9 protein-coding genes are annotated in these 16593 nt (G+C 62.9%); all 9 read right to left on the bottom strand.

From position 1 onward, the window contains the following. Window positions 1-181: 181 nt before the first annotated feature. Entirely contained in the window at window positions 182-1645 is a 1464-nt protein-coding gene (locus tag GPICK_RS02970; protein ID WP_039740386.1) for a LuxE/PaaK family acyltransferase, read from the bottom strand. Window positions 1646-1880: 235 nt separating this feature from the next. Continuing rightward, the gene (locus GPICK_RS02965; protein WP_039740385.1) at window positions 1881-3218 is read right to left on the bottom strand and encodes a B12-binding domain-containing radical SAM protein; all 1338 of its coding nucleotides are present in this window, start codon (window positions 3216-3218) and stop codon (window positions 1881-1883) included. A 47-nt stretch (window positions 3219-3265) separates the two neighbouring features. After that, the gene (locus GPICK_RS02960; protein ID WP_236685625.1) at window positions 3266-3820 is read right to left on the bottom strand and encodes a hypothetical protein; all 555 of its coding nucleotides are present in this window, start codon (window positions 3818-3820) and stop codon (window positions 3266-3268) included. After that, entirely contained in the window at window positions 3820-4644 is an 825-nt protein-coding gene (ccsA, locus tag GPICK_RS02955; RefSeq protein ID WP_039740383.1) for a cytochrome c biogenesis protein CcsA, read from the bottom strand. Before ccsA ends, GPICK_RS02960 begins: the two co-directional genes overlap by 1 nt. A gap of 68 nt (window positions 4645-4712) precedes the next feature. Next, window positions 4713-5870, bottom strand: a complete 1158-nt coding sequence (locus GPICK_RS02950) for a cytochrome c biogenesis protein ResB (RefSeq protein ID WP_039740380.1) — start codon at window positions 5868-5870, stop codon at window positions 4713-4715. Between the two features lie 34 nt (window positions 5871-5904). Beyond that, a complete protein-coding gene (locus GPICK_RS02945; protein WP_039740379.1) occupies window positions 5905-6267 on the bottom strand; it encodes a hypothetical protein in 363 nt (120 codons plus the stop codon). Window positions 6268-6383: 116 nt separating this feature from the next. Beyond that, entirely contained in the window at window positions 6384-7634 is a 1251-nt protein-coding gene (locus tag GPICK_RS02940; RefSeq protein ID WP_158414155.1) for a TolB family protein, read from the bottom strand. A 217-nt stretch (window positions 7635-7851) separates the two neighbouring features. Beyond that, window positions 7852-13371, bottom strand: a complete 5520-nt coding sequence (locus GPICK_RS16800) for a CxxxxCH/CxxCH domain c-type cytochrome (protein WP_084201476.1) — start codon at window positions 13369-13371, stop codon at window positions 7852-7854. Between the two features lie 76 nt (window positions 13372-13447). Then, entirely contained in the window at window positions 13448-16585 is a 3138-nt protein-coding gene (locus GPICK_RS02930; RefSeq protein WP_039740375.1) for a CxxxxCH/CxxCH domain-containing protein, read from the bottom strand. Window positions 16586-16593 lie beyond the last annotated feature (8 nt).

The raw sequence follows: 16593 nt of genomic DNA, 5'->3' as shown, positions 1-16593 counted from the left end.
AGCAGAGGCACGGAACCTGATCCGTTCCGTGCCTCCCGAGACATTCCCGTGGCAATCAGCAGGGGTGAACCACCGCTTTTCCCACAATCTTCGGACGTAGGTATCTGCTCTTTTTCATTGGCTTCCTGCCTCCCTTCCCGACCCGCCCGTGCAGTATCGGTATTTTGACAGACGTTCCCCGTTATCTTGACTTGGACGACCGCTCGGACTGGAGGCCGGCGGGATGATCCGCCAGTTCCTGCTTGTCCGCCTGGGCCGTGTACCACTCCAGCGGACGCTCCGCCTGATCCCTGAATGCGTTCAGCGACTCGTCACGCAGCTTTGCCGCCTCGGCATCCTGCTGCGCCACGAGGATCTCGTCCACAACCTGGGGACAGGAGGCCACCGACCCCGGACGGGCCTCGATCTCCTCGCGGACGCTCGGTGCCACCTTCGGGTCCTTTGCCATCCGCATCTTGAACTCGATGGAGAAATTCGTGTAGGTCTCAAGCATCCGGAAAATCGCCGAATCGCCCATGGGCCCCACCGGCCGCTCGTCCGGCAGGGGAGAGACCTTGCCGTTCTCGATCTTGGCCCGGCCGACCATCTCGCAGCCGGCTCCGTTGTCGGTCGTGTAGCCGAGATTGTCGGTGATGACCGACAGGACCATCGGTATATTGCCCAGGTCCCAGTGGGCAAGGAGGCCGACCTCGCCGTCGGGCAGGGGGCGGAGATCATCGACGCTCATGGCGCGGACACGTACCCAGGGAGGGATCGGCCGGGTGCGTTTACGCAGGGGCAGTCCCTTGACGTGGCGGCGCAGGGAGTCGTCGAAGAGATTGGTTGCCGTCTCCGCCTCGCCGAGCACGTTGACGCAGTGGCTCTCCGGCACATCCAGGATCTCCTCCACCATGGCGTAGTAGTCATCGCGGGTCACGACCCCGAAACGCCCCCGATACCCCCCGCCGTCGCATACGCGGCTCCCCGGCGGGAGACGGAAGGCCATCTTCTTGCGCCGGCAGGCCTGGAAGAAATAGACGAAGGCCGCCGTCGCCCCGATCAGCGCCACCGGCACGCCGCTCGCCTCCGACTCCCGCAGCGCCTTGAGCAGCGACGTGATGTCGATCCCCGACTTGCCGAGCAGGAACATGCTGTCGGGGGTGCCGAAGGCAAGCCGCGTCTGCTCCATGCCAACGGCCATCCCCATGGAAGGGGCGAGTTGGGGACTCGGGGCAAGGATCAGCATCCGGCAGCGCTTCCCCTCTTCGAAATCGGGGAAGAGATAGGCTCCGGTCATCATGCGGTTTATGGCAAAAACCAGGCGCTTGCCGTCTTCGTCGCGGAAGATGCGCCCCCGCTGGGTCAGGCTGGTGGTGCCGCCGGTGAGGTTTGCCATGATCGCCTTCTCCAGCGGGAAGGAGGTCACGAGGTGGGTCTTGAAGACGTCGTTGTACACCATCGGGACATCTTCCCACCGGCTGACGTCACCCGGCCGCACCTTCTTCAGATCGCAGAATTCCCGAAAGATACCGTTGTTCTCATACTGCATCGCAAAGAGCCGCATGCAGTAGTCATTGAAGGTGGGGAGCTCGCCATCGACGCCGGAGGCGATGATGCCGAGAATCTCCTCGGTCAGTTGGTGCCTGATGCTCTCATTGGTAGACATAGCAATGATCTCCTCTTCATCCTGCCGGCTGTCCTGCACTGGCCGTCATACCGTGAATGGCAAGCAATTATAGTGCCTTCCGGACCTGGGCACCGGAACGTCCGACAGGATGGCACCGCCCCGATGGAATCGTACTCATCGACCGCGAATGCCCCACATTTCAGGCAGATCCTGAACAAAAAACCGGCACTTCAGGCGCTGCCAGACAGGCGCGAAAAGAAAGGTCCGGTTGCCGTTACAGAATAAGACGTTTTTCCTGCACCGTCAGATGGTCTTTCTTCCACTGTTCGTAGGCGATCTTCATCCCCTTCCGGACAGGGACCTGCGACATGAGCGACAGGATGTGGGCGTGGGGAAAACCCTGGCGGGGTATCTTGAACATGTGGCGGAGGATCCGCGGCATGCTGAGCAGTTCCAGGGAACTCTCGTAAAACTGCTGCTCCCGCATCGCCGGGGTCATGGCCGGATCGGGGTGCTCGAACAGCGCGTAGGCGCCCGTGTAGTACTCCCAGCCAAGCTCTTTGTAGAGGTGGGGCTCGTACTCCTCGCGCAGCTTCGTGCCGGGATAGGGGACGAGCAGGGACGGATGCATGCTCACCCCCAGCCGGTCGGCAACCTCGATGGAGCGCTTGAAATCGTCCAGGGTATCGTCGCGGCCGCCGAGCATGTAGAAGAGCGACACGTCGATGCCGTGGTCCTTGAGGGTGCGCACCGCCCGCTCGCGGTCGACGCCGACCTTGCCGTTGGCGGCATAGGCCTTCAGCCCCTCATCCGAGATGGCGTCCCAGCCGACCCAGAGCGACAGCAGGCCGCTCTCCCGGGCGGCATTCAGCATGCGCGACCCCGCCGATGAGAGGACCGGCCGCAGGCTGCCGAACCCCATCCATTTCTTGCCGCTCCCCCTCAGTGCCGTGAAGAGGTCGATGGCCCGCTGCTCGGTCCCTTCCCACCAGATGTTCTCGTCGCCGTTGATATACATCTTCTCCGCCATGGCCGCCACATCGCGCACCACGTCGTCGATGGGGCGGAAGCGGATCTGCGGGCCGAAAAAGGGCTTGACCGAGCAGAAGGTGCAGTTGTAGGGGCACCCCCGGGAGGTATTGACGATCCGGAACTGCTCCTTCCCCTTGAGCATCCCGTAAAGCGGCGTGGGGAGATCGTCCAGGGGGATGCGCTCGCCCTGGTAGAACGGCTTCAGCCGTCCGGCGAGGAAATCCCGGATCACCGTGGGCCAGACCGACTCGGCCTCGCCGATCACCACCGCATCGCCGTGCAGCTTGGCCTCCTCCGGCATGGCCGAGGCGTGGATCCCCCCGAACACCACCTTGATCCCCCGTACCCGCAGCGTGTCGGCTATCCGGTAACCCGGCACGGCCGTCGGCGTCAGGAGGCTGATGGCGGCCAGATCGCATTCGAGGGTATCGAAGACGTCCGGCGTCGCGCTGGCGTAGACCAGCTCGATCTCGATATCAGGATTCGCTCGCAGGGTGAGGGCTGCCAGGTATTCGAGGATCGGCGGGACAATGGGCGCCCAGCCGAACGGGAGGGGGGGCTTGATGATGCAGAGTTTCATGTAAATCCTTGACCGTCAGCTATCCCTCAACCAGCGGCGGCTGACGGTTAATAGCCAATCTCCCTGTTTGCATACACGGCATCGAGGATGCTCGTGACATCCGCCTGAGGGTAGCGGTACGTCTTGCCGTCCGTTTTCACCACGACCTTCGACACCATCCCCACTTCGTAGGAACCATCGGGATGCACAACAAACTTCACTTCGATTCCCCGCGACGCAATGCCGTTCCTTCTCGCCGTAAAGTCGAACCAGCCGGCCGGCGACAACCCGACGAAGTCGACGTAGAACGTCCCCCGCGCCCCCCTGGTTTCGCTCCACTCCTTCTTCTTCAAATACCGGTACCTGCCGAAGGCCTCGCCGATTGTCGCCTTCGCGTACCCCCGCAGGGTGGCGTCCTGAATGACGGCAGCCATCCCCTGGGCGGGGCCCGTGGCGCCACTCCCGCTGCCGTGCGAAAAGCCCCCGCCTCCCGGCGCGCCGTTCCCCGACGAATTCGCCGTCAGTTCCCGCTTCGGACCGTCAAGACCGAGGAACCCGTGGGCAGTACCAAGCAGCATCACGGTTCCCGTAACCACAACCAGCATCATCGTACGCTTCAACATCAATGTTCGATCCTGAATCCGCTGTGAAAAGTCTCCACGGTGAACGGGATCCCCCAGTAGCTGACGATCATGGCAAGCAGGGCGACAAGCGCATACCATGCAAGCTTTTTGCCGCGCCAGCCGAAGGTCACCCGCAGGTGGAGGTAGATTCCGTAGATGAGCCACGAGACCAGGGACCAGACCTCCACCGGATCCCAGTTCCAGTAGGTCCCCTTCACCTGGTTTGCCCAGAAGCAACCGGAAACCATCATCATCCCGTAGAGAATGAACCCGCCGGCCACGAAGCGGTAGGAAAGGTTGTCAAGTCCCTTCAAATCCGGCAATTTCGCGAGAGCCCCGCCGGGATTCCGCTCCTTCAGCAGATAGAGTAGCCCCAAACCTGCCGCGATCAGGACCGACGCGAAGCCGCCGGAGGCGCCGACGATATGCACCCAGATCCAGCCGCTCTGCAGGGCCGGGGCAAGGGATGAGGCCACCTCCTTCATGAGCGTGCCGGCCCATCCCATGAGAACGAAGGTCACCGGCATCACCAGCACCCCCAGGGGGCGCACCTTCTTCGTGCTGAACTGGAGGATCAGGAAGAGAAGGACCGTCATGAACATGCCGAGGATGAGCGACTCCGATATGGAGATGAAGGGGCTGATCCCCGTGGCCGCCCAGCGGATGGCGATGACGATTACGTGGGGGACGAATCCGGCGAGCGCGCTGAACAGCCCGAAGGTGAAGAGCTTTTCCTGACTGGCGATCAAGCCGAAGATATAGCTGAAGGTACTGACGCCATACAAGGTCACGGCTACCCAGAAAAACACGAGTTCAGGTTTCATAACGCCTCCTCCCGGAATAAAGTGCCATCAGAGCACAACCTCCCACGGCTTGTCAACGAAGCAGGAACTCAGGCCCCCTTCGCGCTCCCGCTGCGCCTCGTCATCCGCCCGACCGTCGTCAGCAGCATCCCCCCCAGCGCAACCCAGAGGCTGGTCAACACCACCGGCTTGCCCGGCTCGTGGCGCACCTGCATGACGACCCAGTACCGCACCTCCCGGGCCGACAGGATATAGTCGCCGACCGCAATCCGATCGCCGACGCCCCCTCTTCCCTCGGCAACCGGCGCCCCCCCCTGCACCCCGCCCCCTTTGTCGAGGGGGAACAGCTGGAACCAGACCTCTCCGCCCCGCTCCTTCAACGGCGACGGCCGATAGGACGCCTGCAGGGCAAAGCGGGGCTTTTCCGGCGGATACGGAAAAAGGATGGCCCCGGCCTTCACCGTGCCGCCATCCTTGTAGCCGGTCGTGTAGTAGTAACTGTTGTTGCTCTGCCGGATGCTCTGCAGCGGCAGATGCGCGCCGTACAGCTCCCGCCCCTCCCGGTCGGCAAGGGTGACCAGCAGCGAATACCCTTCCCGGTCGTTGAAGTAATCGAAGCCCCGGTGGGTCAGTTTGTGGGTAATGTAGATGATTCCCCGGGACCGGTCACCCTCTTCGCCCACCGCCACTTCGTAGGCGGCCCGCTTGTCCTCGCCCCCGACCGTGTACCCCGCGTGCATCTTTATGAGGGATGTCTCTCCCTTCAGCCGCGAAAAATTGAAAAACCGCCCTTTGTCGATCTGGTCATAGCTCTGGGGATCGCCGCTGGGGAGCACCTCCCCCTCGGTCAGCCGGATAAGCCCCCGGAAGTAGAAGAGGCTGTTATACACGACCCCCCCCAGTATCGCCACGAAACTGAGGTGGAACAGGATCATGCCGAGGGTGATCAGGGTCAGCCGCCGGTGCCAGATCCGGCCGAAGAAACAGCAGGCGATGTTCGCCACCAGCAGCACCAGCAGGCCGTTGAACCAGATGGTGCTGAAAATCAGCTCCCAGGCCCGCGCCCCCCGGTAGAGGGTAACACCCGCCACACAGAAGACCAGGATGGCGACGAGGAGAACCATGGCCAGCTTCGCGGAGGCCAGGAAGTCATAGATTTTCCGGGGAATCTTGTGAAGGGGGTGGTAATGGGGCTCGATCGGATAGTGTTCGGGCTCGATCCCGGGTGGAGTGTCAAATTCGTTCATCTGATACCTTTGAAAACAGATATGCCGCGTTCCATCACCGGGGTCTCAGGAACCCGCCGTCTACCGCACTGAGCGGCACCGCCATCCTCCTGTTGATCACCTTGTACTTGTCGGTGACCATGCTCTGCTCGTCGACCAGGCAGGTGCCGTAATTATACTCGGACAGGTTCACCGCAACCGGCTTTCCATCCTTCCCCTTGACCACACTCTCCACATACGAGTAATGGGCCCGGGAGGCAAACTGGGCAATATCACCTTTTTTTACGTCGCCAGGCTCGATCGGTTTCAGTTGGGCCTGCTTGCCGCCTTGTCCGCGCCGCGCCTTGTTTTCCACATAGTCGGTGCAAAACCCGCCATTGGTGAGCCAGCATCTGGCATCGCCGACGGTGCATCCCACCCGTGCGGTAACCTCGTTGATTACGCGATTGCTACAGACCGGCAAATCCGAAGCAGATGCGAAACGCGGCATTGCCCATGCGAAAAGAATCAGCAGAAATATTGTGCGGCGGCAAATCACAGCGCCTCCACCATCCAGATCAGCTTCTGGCCGTCCTTGACCCCATAGGCGATCGATTTTCCGTCAGCGGTAAACTGCACCTCGAACACCTGCTCATATTCCGGATGAGCCTTGACCGTCTTGCCTGTTGCATCCGCGACTACTACAAAGCGCCTGCCTGATTTGCGGGCACGATAAACCAGGTACTTGCCATCAGGGCTGAACTTCGGCGTAACCACCCGGTCGAATGCCGGCCCCTCCTTGCCGTTCACCACCACAAACCAGTTTTCGCCCTTCTTCGCTGCATATGCATGATAGCGGCCATCACTGCTGTAGACAAGGCTCTCGGCTGTTTCATAGCCGCTTTCCCTTGTGCCTTGAGGCAATTCCTGCAGGTATGTTGTGCCATTCAAGAACATGAGCGATCCGGCCACCTTCATGTCAGGGTGAATCACTGGCCGGTTTGCCATAACCCCGTCCGGCAGGGGCATCTCCTTGCTGTTCATGACCATCAGCGGCTTGCCCGCACGTATCGCGATGTATGCCAGCGCAGCACCATCCGGACCGAAGGCATAACCCTGGACATTTTCATACGGCTGTCCTTTTCTGACGGATTCCGGCTTGTCGAAAGTGAAATCCATCACGCTCTGCGTGCCGTTGCTGGTGCTCAGTGCCGCGATTCTAGTTTTATCAGCATTCAGCTGCATGGACAACACGCCGGTTGCAACGACCGTCTGCCTTGAAAATGCCAGGTCGCTGACAACGAGCCTGCCTGTGGCTTTGTCGTCCACATCATCAATGTAGGCGATCCGTGAGGAATCACCGCTGAACTCGTGGGAAAGATAGCGTTTCGGCGTGCCCGCATTTGGCGCGGCATCCACCACGATATGCCACCGTTCACCGGCCATTGCCTGATAGGCCAGGTGCGAACCGTCCGGGCTGAACAGGGGCGACTTGACCGTATTGAACGGCGCCCCTTCCTTGCCGTCCACAACCATACGCCACTTGCCGTCCACCAGCGCGCCATAGGCAATGCGTTTGCCGTCCGGGCTTAAGACCACCGTACCGACAGTCTTGTACGGTTTGCCGGCAACACCGTTGTGCACGACGCGGGAAGTGCCGGCCTTTTCAATTACATAGGCAACCCCGCCACCTTTTTCACTGAAGATGAATTCGAGCTGTGCTGTTAACGGGGCGTGATATGCAGGGCCGGATGGCATATTGACTGTTACCGGCTTTTCATTATCGCCAATCGTCGCCAGAATCATTGTGGTGGCCAGGACACTGCCGCTCGTGGATTTGCGTGACGCGTGAGAATTCTCAGCATCCCTGCGACTGCACCCACCCGCCAGAATTGCGACACATACCGCTAACACCACCATCCTGAACCGACATGTCATGCGTAGAACCTCGCATCTATGGTGACTAAAAAAAGCCCCGTCCACACAGGCGGGGCTTTCTGATTATATCGGATACAAACTCCCCTTAATAGGTTCCACCGACCGTGTAAGTCTGAGTTCCCTGATTTCCGCAATAGCTCGGATTTGTCGTCCCTGACGCGCTCATACATGTTGTGGTATAGGTTGTTGCGCCGACCTTCTTCGGGGCATGGTCATCAATTACATACGTGTTCCGAATGAACGCAACGGGTTTACCTGTCGTTGCCCATCTACCCCCGCTGCGCAGTGCCAATCCGCCTGTTGGCAGCACATTAACGCCATGGCTATCCATTGCCCTGACCGGTCGTACGACCGGAGTGGCAATGTTGCTGCTGTGGCAGATGTTGCAGGCATACTCCACGTACGGGGCCATGCCGCCATCCATGTTGGTTTGCCATGCCGAGCCTGCCCCATGGGGGGCCTGAGTGTCATAACCGGCATGGCAGACGATACAGAGCGTCGGCGTATTTGCGGCAGCCGGCGTAGTGCTCGCGGTAAACGGACTGCCACCACTCATTGCTACCGGATAACCACGGAGAGTCACTGCATTACCGTGGGCGACAATGGTACGAAGCGTAAGCGGCGTACCGGACTGGTTGTGGCAGTCGAAACAGTTGATGATCACGCTGTTGCTGAGCGTGCCTGACGTCCCCCGGGTACCCGTCGGCTTGTAGGGATCGTTCATCCGGGCAGCGGTGGGGAAGTCCCGGTTAAGGGGGGCGCGCACCGGGTGGTATGACGAGTTGCCGGAGGAGAACTGGCTGAAGACGTTGACCAGGCCGCCGGCCGCGGCGGCGCCGTTGGCCACGGTGTAGTTCGCCCCCAGGTTGATCCCGCCGAACGGCATGGTCGCCGTGCCGGTACCGCCGTTATTGGAACGGGCGGTGGGGTTGGTGGCACCGTTGGCGCTGTGGCAGGCGAGACAGAACTTGCGGGTGACGATGTTGGTGATGGTGTTGTTGGCGGTCGAGGTATGCGAGCCGGCAGCGTAGGAGGTCGAGAACCGCTGGAAGGTCCAGGGGTTGTTGTTCAGGTCGGTAATCGGCGTCTCCCCGGCCCCATCAGGGTCGCGCAGATCGATGTTGCCGTCCTGGTGATAGGCACTTGGCTTGTTGGTCGTGCCGTTGCCTTCCAGGTGGCAGACGCAGCAGTCGTCATCCGTGACCGGGTTGCGGCCGGATTTCTTGTGCCCCCAGGCGAGGCCGAATTCGGCGACGACGTTGGCCAGGGTTGTCCCGGGGCGCCCCTTGGTGCGGGTGATGGTCTTGTTGTGGCAGTCCACGCACCCCAACGTCCCCCCCCACTTGCCCGAGGTCGGGCCGTGGCAGCCGTTGCCGGGGGTGGAGCAGGTGCCGCCGTTGGTGGCAAAGGTGTACCCGAGCGCAGCCTGGACATTGTATGACCTGTTAACATGCAGGGCCGCATTGGGAGTATAGACGCCGCCGCTGTAGGTGACGCTGGTGTGGCAGATGTCGCACGTGGCGACCCGGTGGCCGCGGGCCGACGAGTGGTTGTTCATCTTGGGAGCCTTGCTCGTGTGGACGATGATCCGGACCAGATCGACGTTGAGCTGGCTGCTGATGGTGTCGTTGTCTTTGAGGATAACGCCGAAGGTGGTGGCGCGGATCTGCGCCGGGGTCCAGGTCGTGCCCCAGAGATCGGTGGCGGTGGTGGTTGCATAGACCTCGGCATCGGCGGCAGAGGTGGTTCCGGGCAACGAGACGACCTTTGCGGTGCCGACTCCCGTCGTGCCATTCTGGGTCAGCTGGACATTGAGCTGGTTGCCCGGCGTCGTGCCGGACGCGGCCCATCCCTTCACAATGACCGTGATCCCGGTCACGGTGTCGGTGTCCGCCACCTGGGCCGTCGTATAACCGACATTGGTGAGTATCAATGCGTCCTGGGTGGTGCCGGCGTAGGTTGCAAAGGTCTTGTTCCCCTGCAGCGCATCGCCGGGAGTTGTCCAGTTCGTGCCGCCGGAATAGGCGGCAGGCACCTGCATCAGCTTGGAATAATAGGGGGCACCGGTGGTGCCTCCTGCCCCGTGGCACGAGGTGCAGGGGAGCGGCCCGGCGGTGGACCAGGTGACGGAGGTGTTTGCCGGGATTACGGTAGTGGCGACCGAGGTGCCGTTGGAGTGGCAGTAGGTGTTGCCGCAGGCGGCCATGGCCGAGCCCGGGAGCTTGGTTGTCGGGGTGGCCGAACCGTTGTAGGTCCCGTTCACCGCCGTGGTGGTGTTGTTGAAGGCGACGTTCACCTGGCGGGTGACGTGGTTGGCGTAGTTCTTAATGGTGCGGTTGTCGGAGACCGTGGCGGCATGGCACTTGACGCAGCCGAACCCGTAGGTCTGCACATGCTTGGCGTGGGCGACGCTCCCCACCGTCCCCATTTGGAAGGCGGCGCTGCTGTCGTTGCCGTGGCAACCGGAGCAAGTGGTGTTGAGGGTGCTCCCCCAGGTTGGCGTGACGTTGGGAGGCGCGGCGGACGGTGTGGTCGAGGTGCCTTTGCTGTGGCAGTAGACGTTGGTGCAGGAGGCGTAGGCGGACCCCGGGTTTTTGGACGTCGGCGAGGCTAACCCGTTGTAGGTGCCGTTCACAGCGGTCGTGCTGTTGTTGAAGGCGACATTGACCGACTTGTTGACATGCTTGGTCTTGTCGGTGATTGAGGTGCCGTCCGCAGTTGTGGTGCCGTGGCACTTGCGGCAACTCAGGTTGTAGGTGGCGTTGTTGATGTGCTTGCTGTGGGTGCCGGTGGCCATGGGAGAGCCGCTGGCCACGGTGTAGTTGTGGCAGGTCTTGCAGCGGGTGTTGGTGGCCGAATTGGTAGTGGTTGCCCACGTAACGGCGGCCCCTGCCCCCCCGGCGCCATTGGAGTGGCAGTAGGTCTGGTTGCAGACGGTATTGCCGTTGGACCAGGCGAAACCGTTGTCAGCCGTTCCCGCCGTGCCGGTATAGGTGTAGGTGGGCTTCTTCCCCGGTGCGGTAAAGCCGAAGAAGACCTGCGCCCGGTACGGGCTGCTGGCGTAGCCGCTCACGTGGGTCGCCTGGGCAGGGTTGTGGCAGGAGGCGCAGCCGAAGCGGTAGGTGGTCGTGCTGCCGCTCAGGTTGCCCGTGGAGTAGTTGGTGTATTTCCACGGCAGCGTGGTGGTGTCTTCCACGTGCAGCGTGTGAGCGCTGACGCCGGTCCCCCAGTTGTTGACCCCCCCGCCGCCGCTGGTGCCGTCATTGGCACTGTGGCACGAGTTGCAGTAGGTGGTCCCCCCCCAGGAAAGTGACGTGCCGGCGCCGTGGCAGTAGGTATTGGAGCAGTTCTTCTGGCCGACAGTGCCGTTGTAGCTGCCGCTCGCGTTGTTCCCCGAGAGGTTGAAGAAGACGTTGCGCCCGCTGTTCACGTGATAGCTCGGGATGGTGGGCCGGATGCTCGTGCCGTTCTTCGTGGTCTTCTCGTGGCACTCCACGCACTGAATGTTGCTGCTCGTGACGTGCTTCGGGTGGCTGTTGGCGGTGGCAGAGCCTGCCCCCCCGGCGTTGGTGTAGTCCGGCATCCCGTTGCTGGTGGAGCGGCCGTGGCACGAGGTGCAGGTCACCGTCCCGCTCCACCCCTGCCGCGCGTAGACGCTCCCGCCGTAGGTGGCCGGAAGGTTTGCCGATGCGACGTTTATGTTCCCCGTGGAGTGGCAGTAGAGGTTGCGGCAGCTGGTGACGGCCGAGGAGTAGGTCCCGAAGGGGTTGGTCGGGTCGAATTTCACGTCCCGCGTCTTGTTCACGTGGCTGGTCGAGTTGACGAAGGCCGGCGCCGTGGTGGCGTTGGCGGTCGCCTGGACCTTGCCGTTGTGGCATTCGGCGCAGGCGAAGCGGTACGGGAACGCGCTCCCCACGTGCTTCGTGTGCGGTGTGGAGGCCGGCGGCGCGGCGGCGGTCACCCCGTGGCAGGTGCCGCAGGCGCCGCTGGCGGCGTTCCCCCAGGTCGGGGTGGTGTAGGTCGTGGGGGTCGCCTTCCCGTCGCTGTGGCAGTAGACGTTGCTGCAGGAGCTGTAGCCGGTGCCGGGGGTGAGGCTGGCGGCGTTGTAGCTGGCGGTGGCCCCGAAGTAGTTGGCGATGTTGACGTTGATCTCGTAATTGGCGTGCTTCTGCGGCTGGCTGGCGACGTGGCAGACCGGGCCGCAGGTGGCGGTGCTGCTGGTGAAGGCGGTCTTGTCGTAGGCGTGGCAGATGGCGCACTTCATGTCCAGGTCGGTTATGCCGTAGACCCGGCTCAGGTGCTTCTTGTGGCTGCCGGAGGAGATCCGCCGCTGGACCATGGCGCCGGCGAAGCCGCCGTGGGTGTCGCTGCCGGTGGTGCCGTGGCAGGTGCCGCATTTGCCGGTGCTGGCAGTTCCCCAGGTGGGGGTGGTGTAGGTCGGGGGCCAGCCGCCGCCGTCGGCCTGGCCGGTGGAGTGGCAGTAGACGTTCTGGCAGCTGGCGTAGCTGGAGCCGGCGGCCTTGGACGAGGGGGAGGCCGGTTTGGCCACGGCGCCGTTGTAGCTGCCGTTGGCGGCGCTGGAGCTGTTGGCGAAGGCGAGGTCGACCTGGTTGTTGACGTGGCGCGCGACGCTGGTGATGGTCATGTTCGCCGCGGCGGTGGCGGCGTGGCAGACGCTGCATTTGATCTGGGAGTAGGAGGTGCCGCCGCCGAAGACGTGGGCGTAGTGGCTGCCGGTGTTGATGTAGTCGCCGGTGGCCTTGTGGCACCCGGTGCAGGTCAGGCTCCCTCCCCAGGTGGCGGTGGTGTTGCTCGTGTAGGGGGCGAAGCCGCGGCTGCCGTTACTGTGGCAGTAGAGCCCCCGGCAGCTGCCGTTGCGCGGCGGAGCCTGGCTCGGGAGATAGTTGGGGTAGTTGACGTTGCCGCCGTAGGTCCCGGCGCCGTTGTTGGGCGCCGCCGCGAACCGTACCAACAGTCCCCGGTTGCCGGCGCTGGAGGCGTGGGAGAAGGGGGTCGCCTCCGCGGTGTGGTCGGGGTGGCATTTGGCGCAGGAGGAGGTGGTGGTGCCGTAGTAGTCGCCGTGTTTCTTGCCGGAGCCGCTGGTGGCCGGGTGGCTCCCGTCGGCCGGTGCGGCGCCGTGGCAGCGGTTACAGTCGGCCGGGGCCGCAAAGGGGGTGCTGCTCCAGGTGGGGGTAGCCGTCTCGAAGTGGCAGTTGACGCTGGAGCAGGTCCCCAGGGTCGGCGTGGCACTCTGGGCGAAGGAGGTTCCCTTGCTGTAGAGCCCTTTGGCCGGAGAGCCGTTGACGTTGCTCGTCAGGTTGATGAAGCCGTTGCGGTGGCTCGTGGTGTAGGTCGAAACCCGCCCGCCGTGGCACGGCGTGCAGACCGTGGGGGTTGCCCCCGTCGCCATGTGGGTGCGGTGGCTCCCCAGGAAGCCGCCGGTCGTCAGGTTGCGGTACGCAGCATCAACCGGCCGGTAGTCAGAGGTCGCCGTCGTGCCATGGCACTGGTAGCACTGGATCGCCTGGGCCGACATCGGGGCAAGCACGAGGAGAACGGCTCCCCAAAACCAGCAGGAATAAATGCTCAGAGCTTTTCTGTTCATGAACATCCCCATTCTATCGTCATAGCATCGAGGAGGCGGAGGGGCGAGTCGCCCCTCTGCCGCGCAATCCTCACCATTACTTGTCGTTCGACCACCGCGGCGTCGCCTGGAAGTGGCAGCTGACGTTCCAGCAGCTCCCGGTGTTGGCCGGGGTCTGCTGCTGATACCACTGCCCCTTGGTGGCGTTGAACGGGTAGGTCGGATCGACCTTCACCGTCGTGTTCGCCTTCTTCTGGGCCGTTGTGGGCGAGGTCATTGGGTTGAATATCGCCGTCCTGCCGATATGGGTGGATGATCCACCGTTGTGGCAGACGAGGCACGGCGAGAAGCCCTGGGTCGGCCGGACGTTCGTCAGGATGTGGCCGGCCTTCACGTGAGCGCCGCCGCCGCCGGAGTAGTTCTCCAGCCTGGCCGTGGAGTAGTTGGCCTGGGTCGGCACGAAGCCCTTGGGCGCCGGCGGGTAGCCGTGGCAGAAGTTGCAGGCCTTCGGCTTGAAGGCGAAGGTATCCTTGTGGGAATGGCAGTTGAGGCAGCCGGATGTCGGGTGGTTGCTCCCCTCGTTGATGCCGCGCTTGTAGTGGTTCGTCTGGGTATGGCAGGTCTGGCAGACCCCGCGGTAGGGGGGGACGAGCTGCACGAAGCTGTCGAGGGTCGTATAGGTGATGGTGGAGGTCAGGGTGCCGAAGGTGATGGTGGTCCGCAGCATCTTGATGTTGCTCGTGCCGTGGACGTCGTGGCAGACCTTGCAGTCCATGTTGTAGACCCCCCTGGCGGTGGCGTGGGTGGTCACGTTCTCCTTGCTGACGGTCGGCACCGTGGCCGCGTTGTTGTGGCAGCCGAAGCAGAGGGTGTTGTCGTTGACGGCGATCCGCTTGTAGGTGCCGAGGGCCAGGGAGATATGGGCGCTGTTGGCGTCGTGGCAGCTGTTGCAGCGGCGGCTCGCGGTGTAGTTGGTGAATGCCTGGCCATGGCCTGAGGAGGTGAAGTTCGGCTTCGACGGCGCGGTCAGGCTGTTGATGACCGAGTAGGGGGCGGTATGGCAGCTCTCGCAGGTGACCCGGCCGCCGGTCCAGACAATCCCCTGCTTGTGGCAGTTGGTGGTGCAGTTGGTGGACAGGACATCGACGGTGCCGTTCACGTGGGTCGCGGCCAATTCATTGGTGTAGACGTGGCACTTGCTGCAGGCGCTCTCCACGGCCCCGAAGTTCGGGCCATAAGTTGCCGTCAGGTGGGCGGTGTGGCCGTAGGTGTCGATCGCCGTGGCCCCGGTCGCCTTGTGGCAGGAGTTGCACTGCCCGGTGGACGGCGTAGTCCAGACCGGAGCAACGAAGGGGGCGGCCCCTTTGCCGTTGCTGTGGCAGTAAAGGTTCGCGCAGGTGGAGCCGGAGAGGGCCTGGGTGCCGATGGTCCCGGAGAAGAGGATGTCTTTGTTCCCGTTGACGTGCATAGTCTTGCTGATGATGGTGCCGGTACTGTTCACCGTGGCCGAATGGCAGTTAACGCAGATGTAGCTCTTACCGGTGGTGCCGCCGGAGAGGTGGCGCGTATGGGCGTTGGTGGCGGGAGTGGCGTCGTGGCACTTGTTGCACTCTCCGACCGCGCCGATGAAGGTCCCCTTGCCGTTGGCCCAGGTCGGCTGGCTCTTCCAGGCGATGACGCCGCCCGTCGGCGCGCCGTTACTGTGGCAGTAGACGTTGTTGCAGGTTCCGGCGCCCGTGGTGGTGTAGGTGGGCGTCCCCCCCTTGAGGGAGGCAATGGTCGCCAGAGGGGATGCGGGGCTCTTGAACACCTGCTGGAAATTGCCGCTGTCGTGGGTGTTTCCCTGGTGACACTCGTTGCAGGAGTAAGAGTAGTAGCTGCCGCCGCCGGCGTGGCTGATGTGGGGGGTGAGGGATTCGTACTTGAACACCCCCGACGTGGAGTAGTTGTACAGCTTGGAGTTATCGATGGCGTAACCGGAGGGGCCGCTCCCCGCTCTCACTTGGGGAGGGAAGCCGTGGCAGAGGGTGCAGTTGGCCGAGAACCCCTGGGAATGGACATGGCAGGTGTTGCAGTCAGCGGCGTTGGTGCTCGTCAAGTGCGTGCTGATGGTGCTCGGGAGCGTCGGGTGGCAGGCCAGGCAGACCCCGGTGGCATCCTTGTTGTAGTTCTTCAGCGTCGCCGAGGTGTACTGGAACATGACCTTCTTGTTCCGGACCGCGCCGTACTGGGTGGAGATGTTCATGTACCGGTTCACGAGGAAGACGTTGGGAGTCGTCCCGTCGGCCGCATCCACGTGGCCACCGTGGCAGGCGGCGCACTGCACGTTCTGGTTCTTGCTGCCGTTGTGGCTCTTGACCCGCGCGGTGGTGTTGGCCGGGTTGTCGGTGGACTTGTGGCAGTTGGTGCAGATATTGATGGTGGTTACCGTGGCGCCGAACATGTCGGTCCGCAGCAGCATCCCGGCGCTTCTCCCCTTGGCGGAGGAGAGTTGACCCATCCGGGCGCTGGAGGCGTTGTGGAAGGTCCGGCTGTTGGAGTCGGTGAAGTGGACCCCGTGACAGGTGGTGCAGACCACCTGGCCGGCGGCGCTGATCTTCATGGCCGAGGTCGGGTTGACCGGATTCGCGTTCTGCGGCGTGGCGTAGAATTCCGTGGGGCGCGCCGCGGCCCGGGCGGCATAGTTGACGGTGACCGGGTGGGTCCCCTTGGTGTGGTCCGTGGTGTTCCGCGGCCGGTGGCAGTCGAGGCACATGGCGTCGTTGCCGTTCTGCGCCCGGAGGAACGGCTTGCTGTTATACGCCGATGAGTAGGCGGCATGGACACTGTGGCAGCGGGCACAGACGATGGTCCCGAGCATGTTTGCCTTGTTGAGGGTCGCGATGGTTGGCGGAAGCGCGCCGGCCCGGGGTACGGTGTCGGTGCCGATCCAGTTGTGGGAGGTCTGGTACAGGACACCGGTCCTGACGGATGTGTAGGTGCGGAACGGGTTGGCGAAGTCGGCCATGGTGAACGGCTTCTTGAAACCGTACGGGATGCTCGACGGGGTATGACAGGAGAGGCAGACGTTGTTGAACCCTTTCGATCCCAGGGTGTTCTGGACGGTATGACAACTGTAACAGGTGTATCCTTTGACGGAGTCAACCTCGTGGGGCGCATCGATCGCCCATGCCGACGCCACCATCATGAACACCGCTGCGCCCACGGCCCAGATTTTCATTGTCATTCCGTTCATGGCTAGCT

It is taken from the genome of Geobacter pickeringii, assembly GCF_000817955.1.
In the GTDB taxonomy this organism is placed as follows: Bacteria; Desulfobacterota; Desulfuromonadia; order Geobacterales; family Geobacteraceae; genus Geobacter; species Geobacter pickeringii.
The sequence above is the reverse complement of the archived record's forward strand: the minus strand, read 5'-3'. Positions and strand labels throughout refer to the sequence as shown.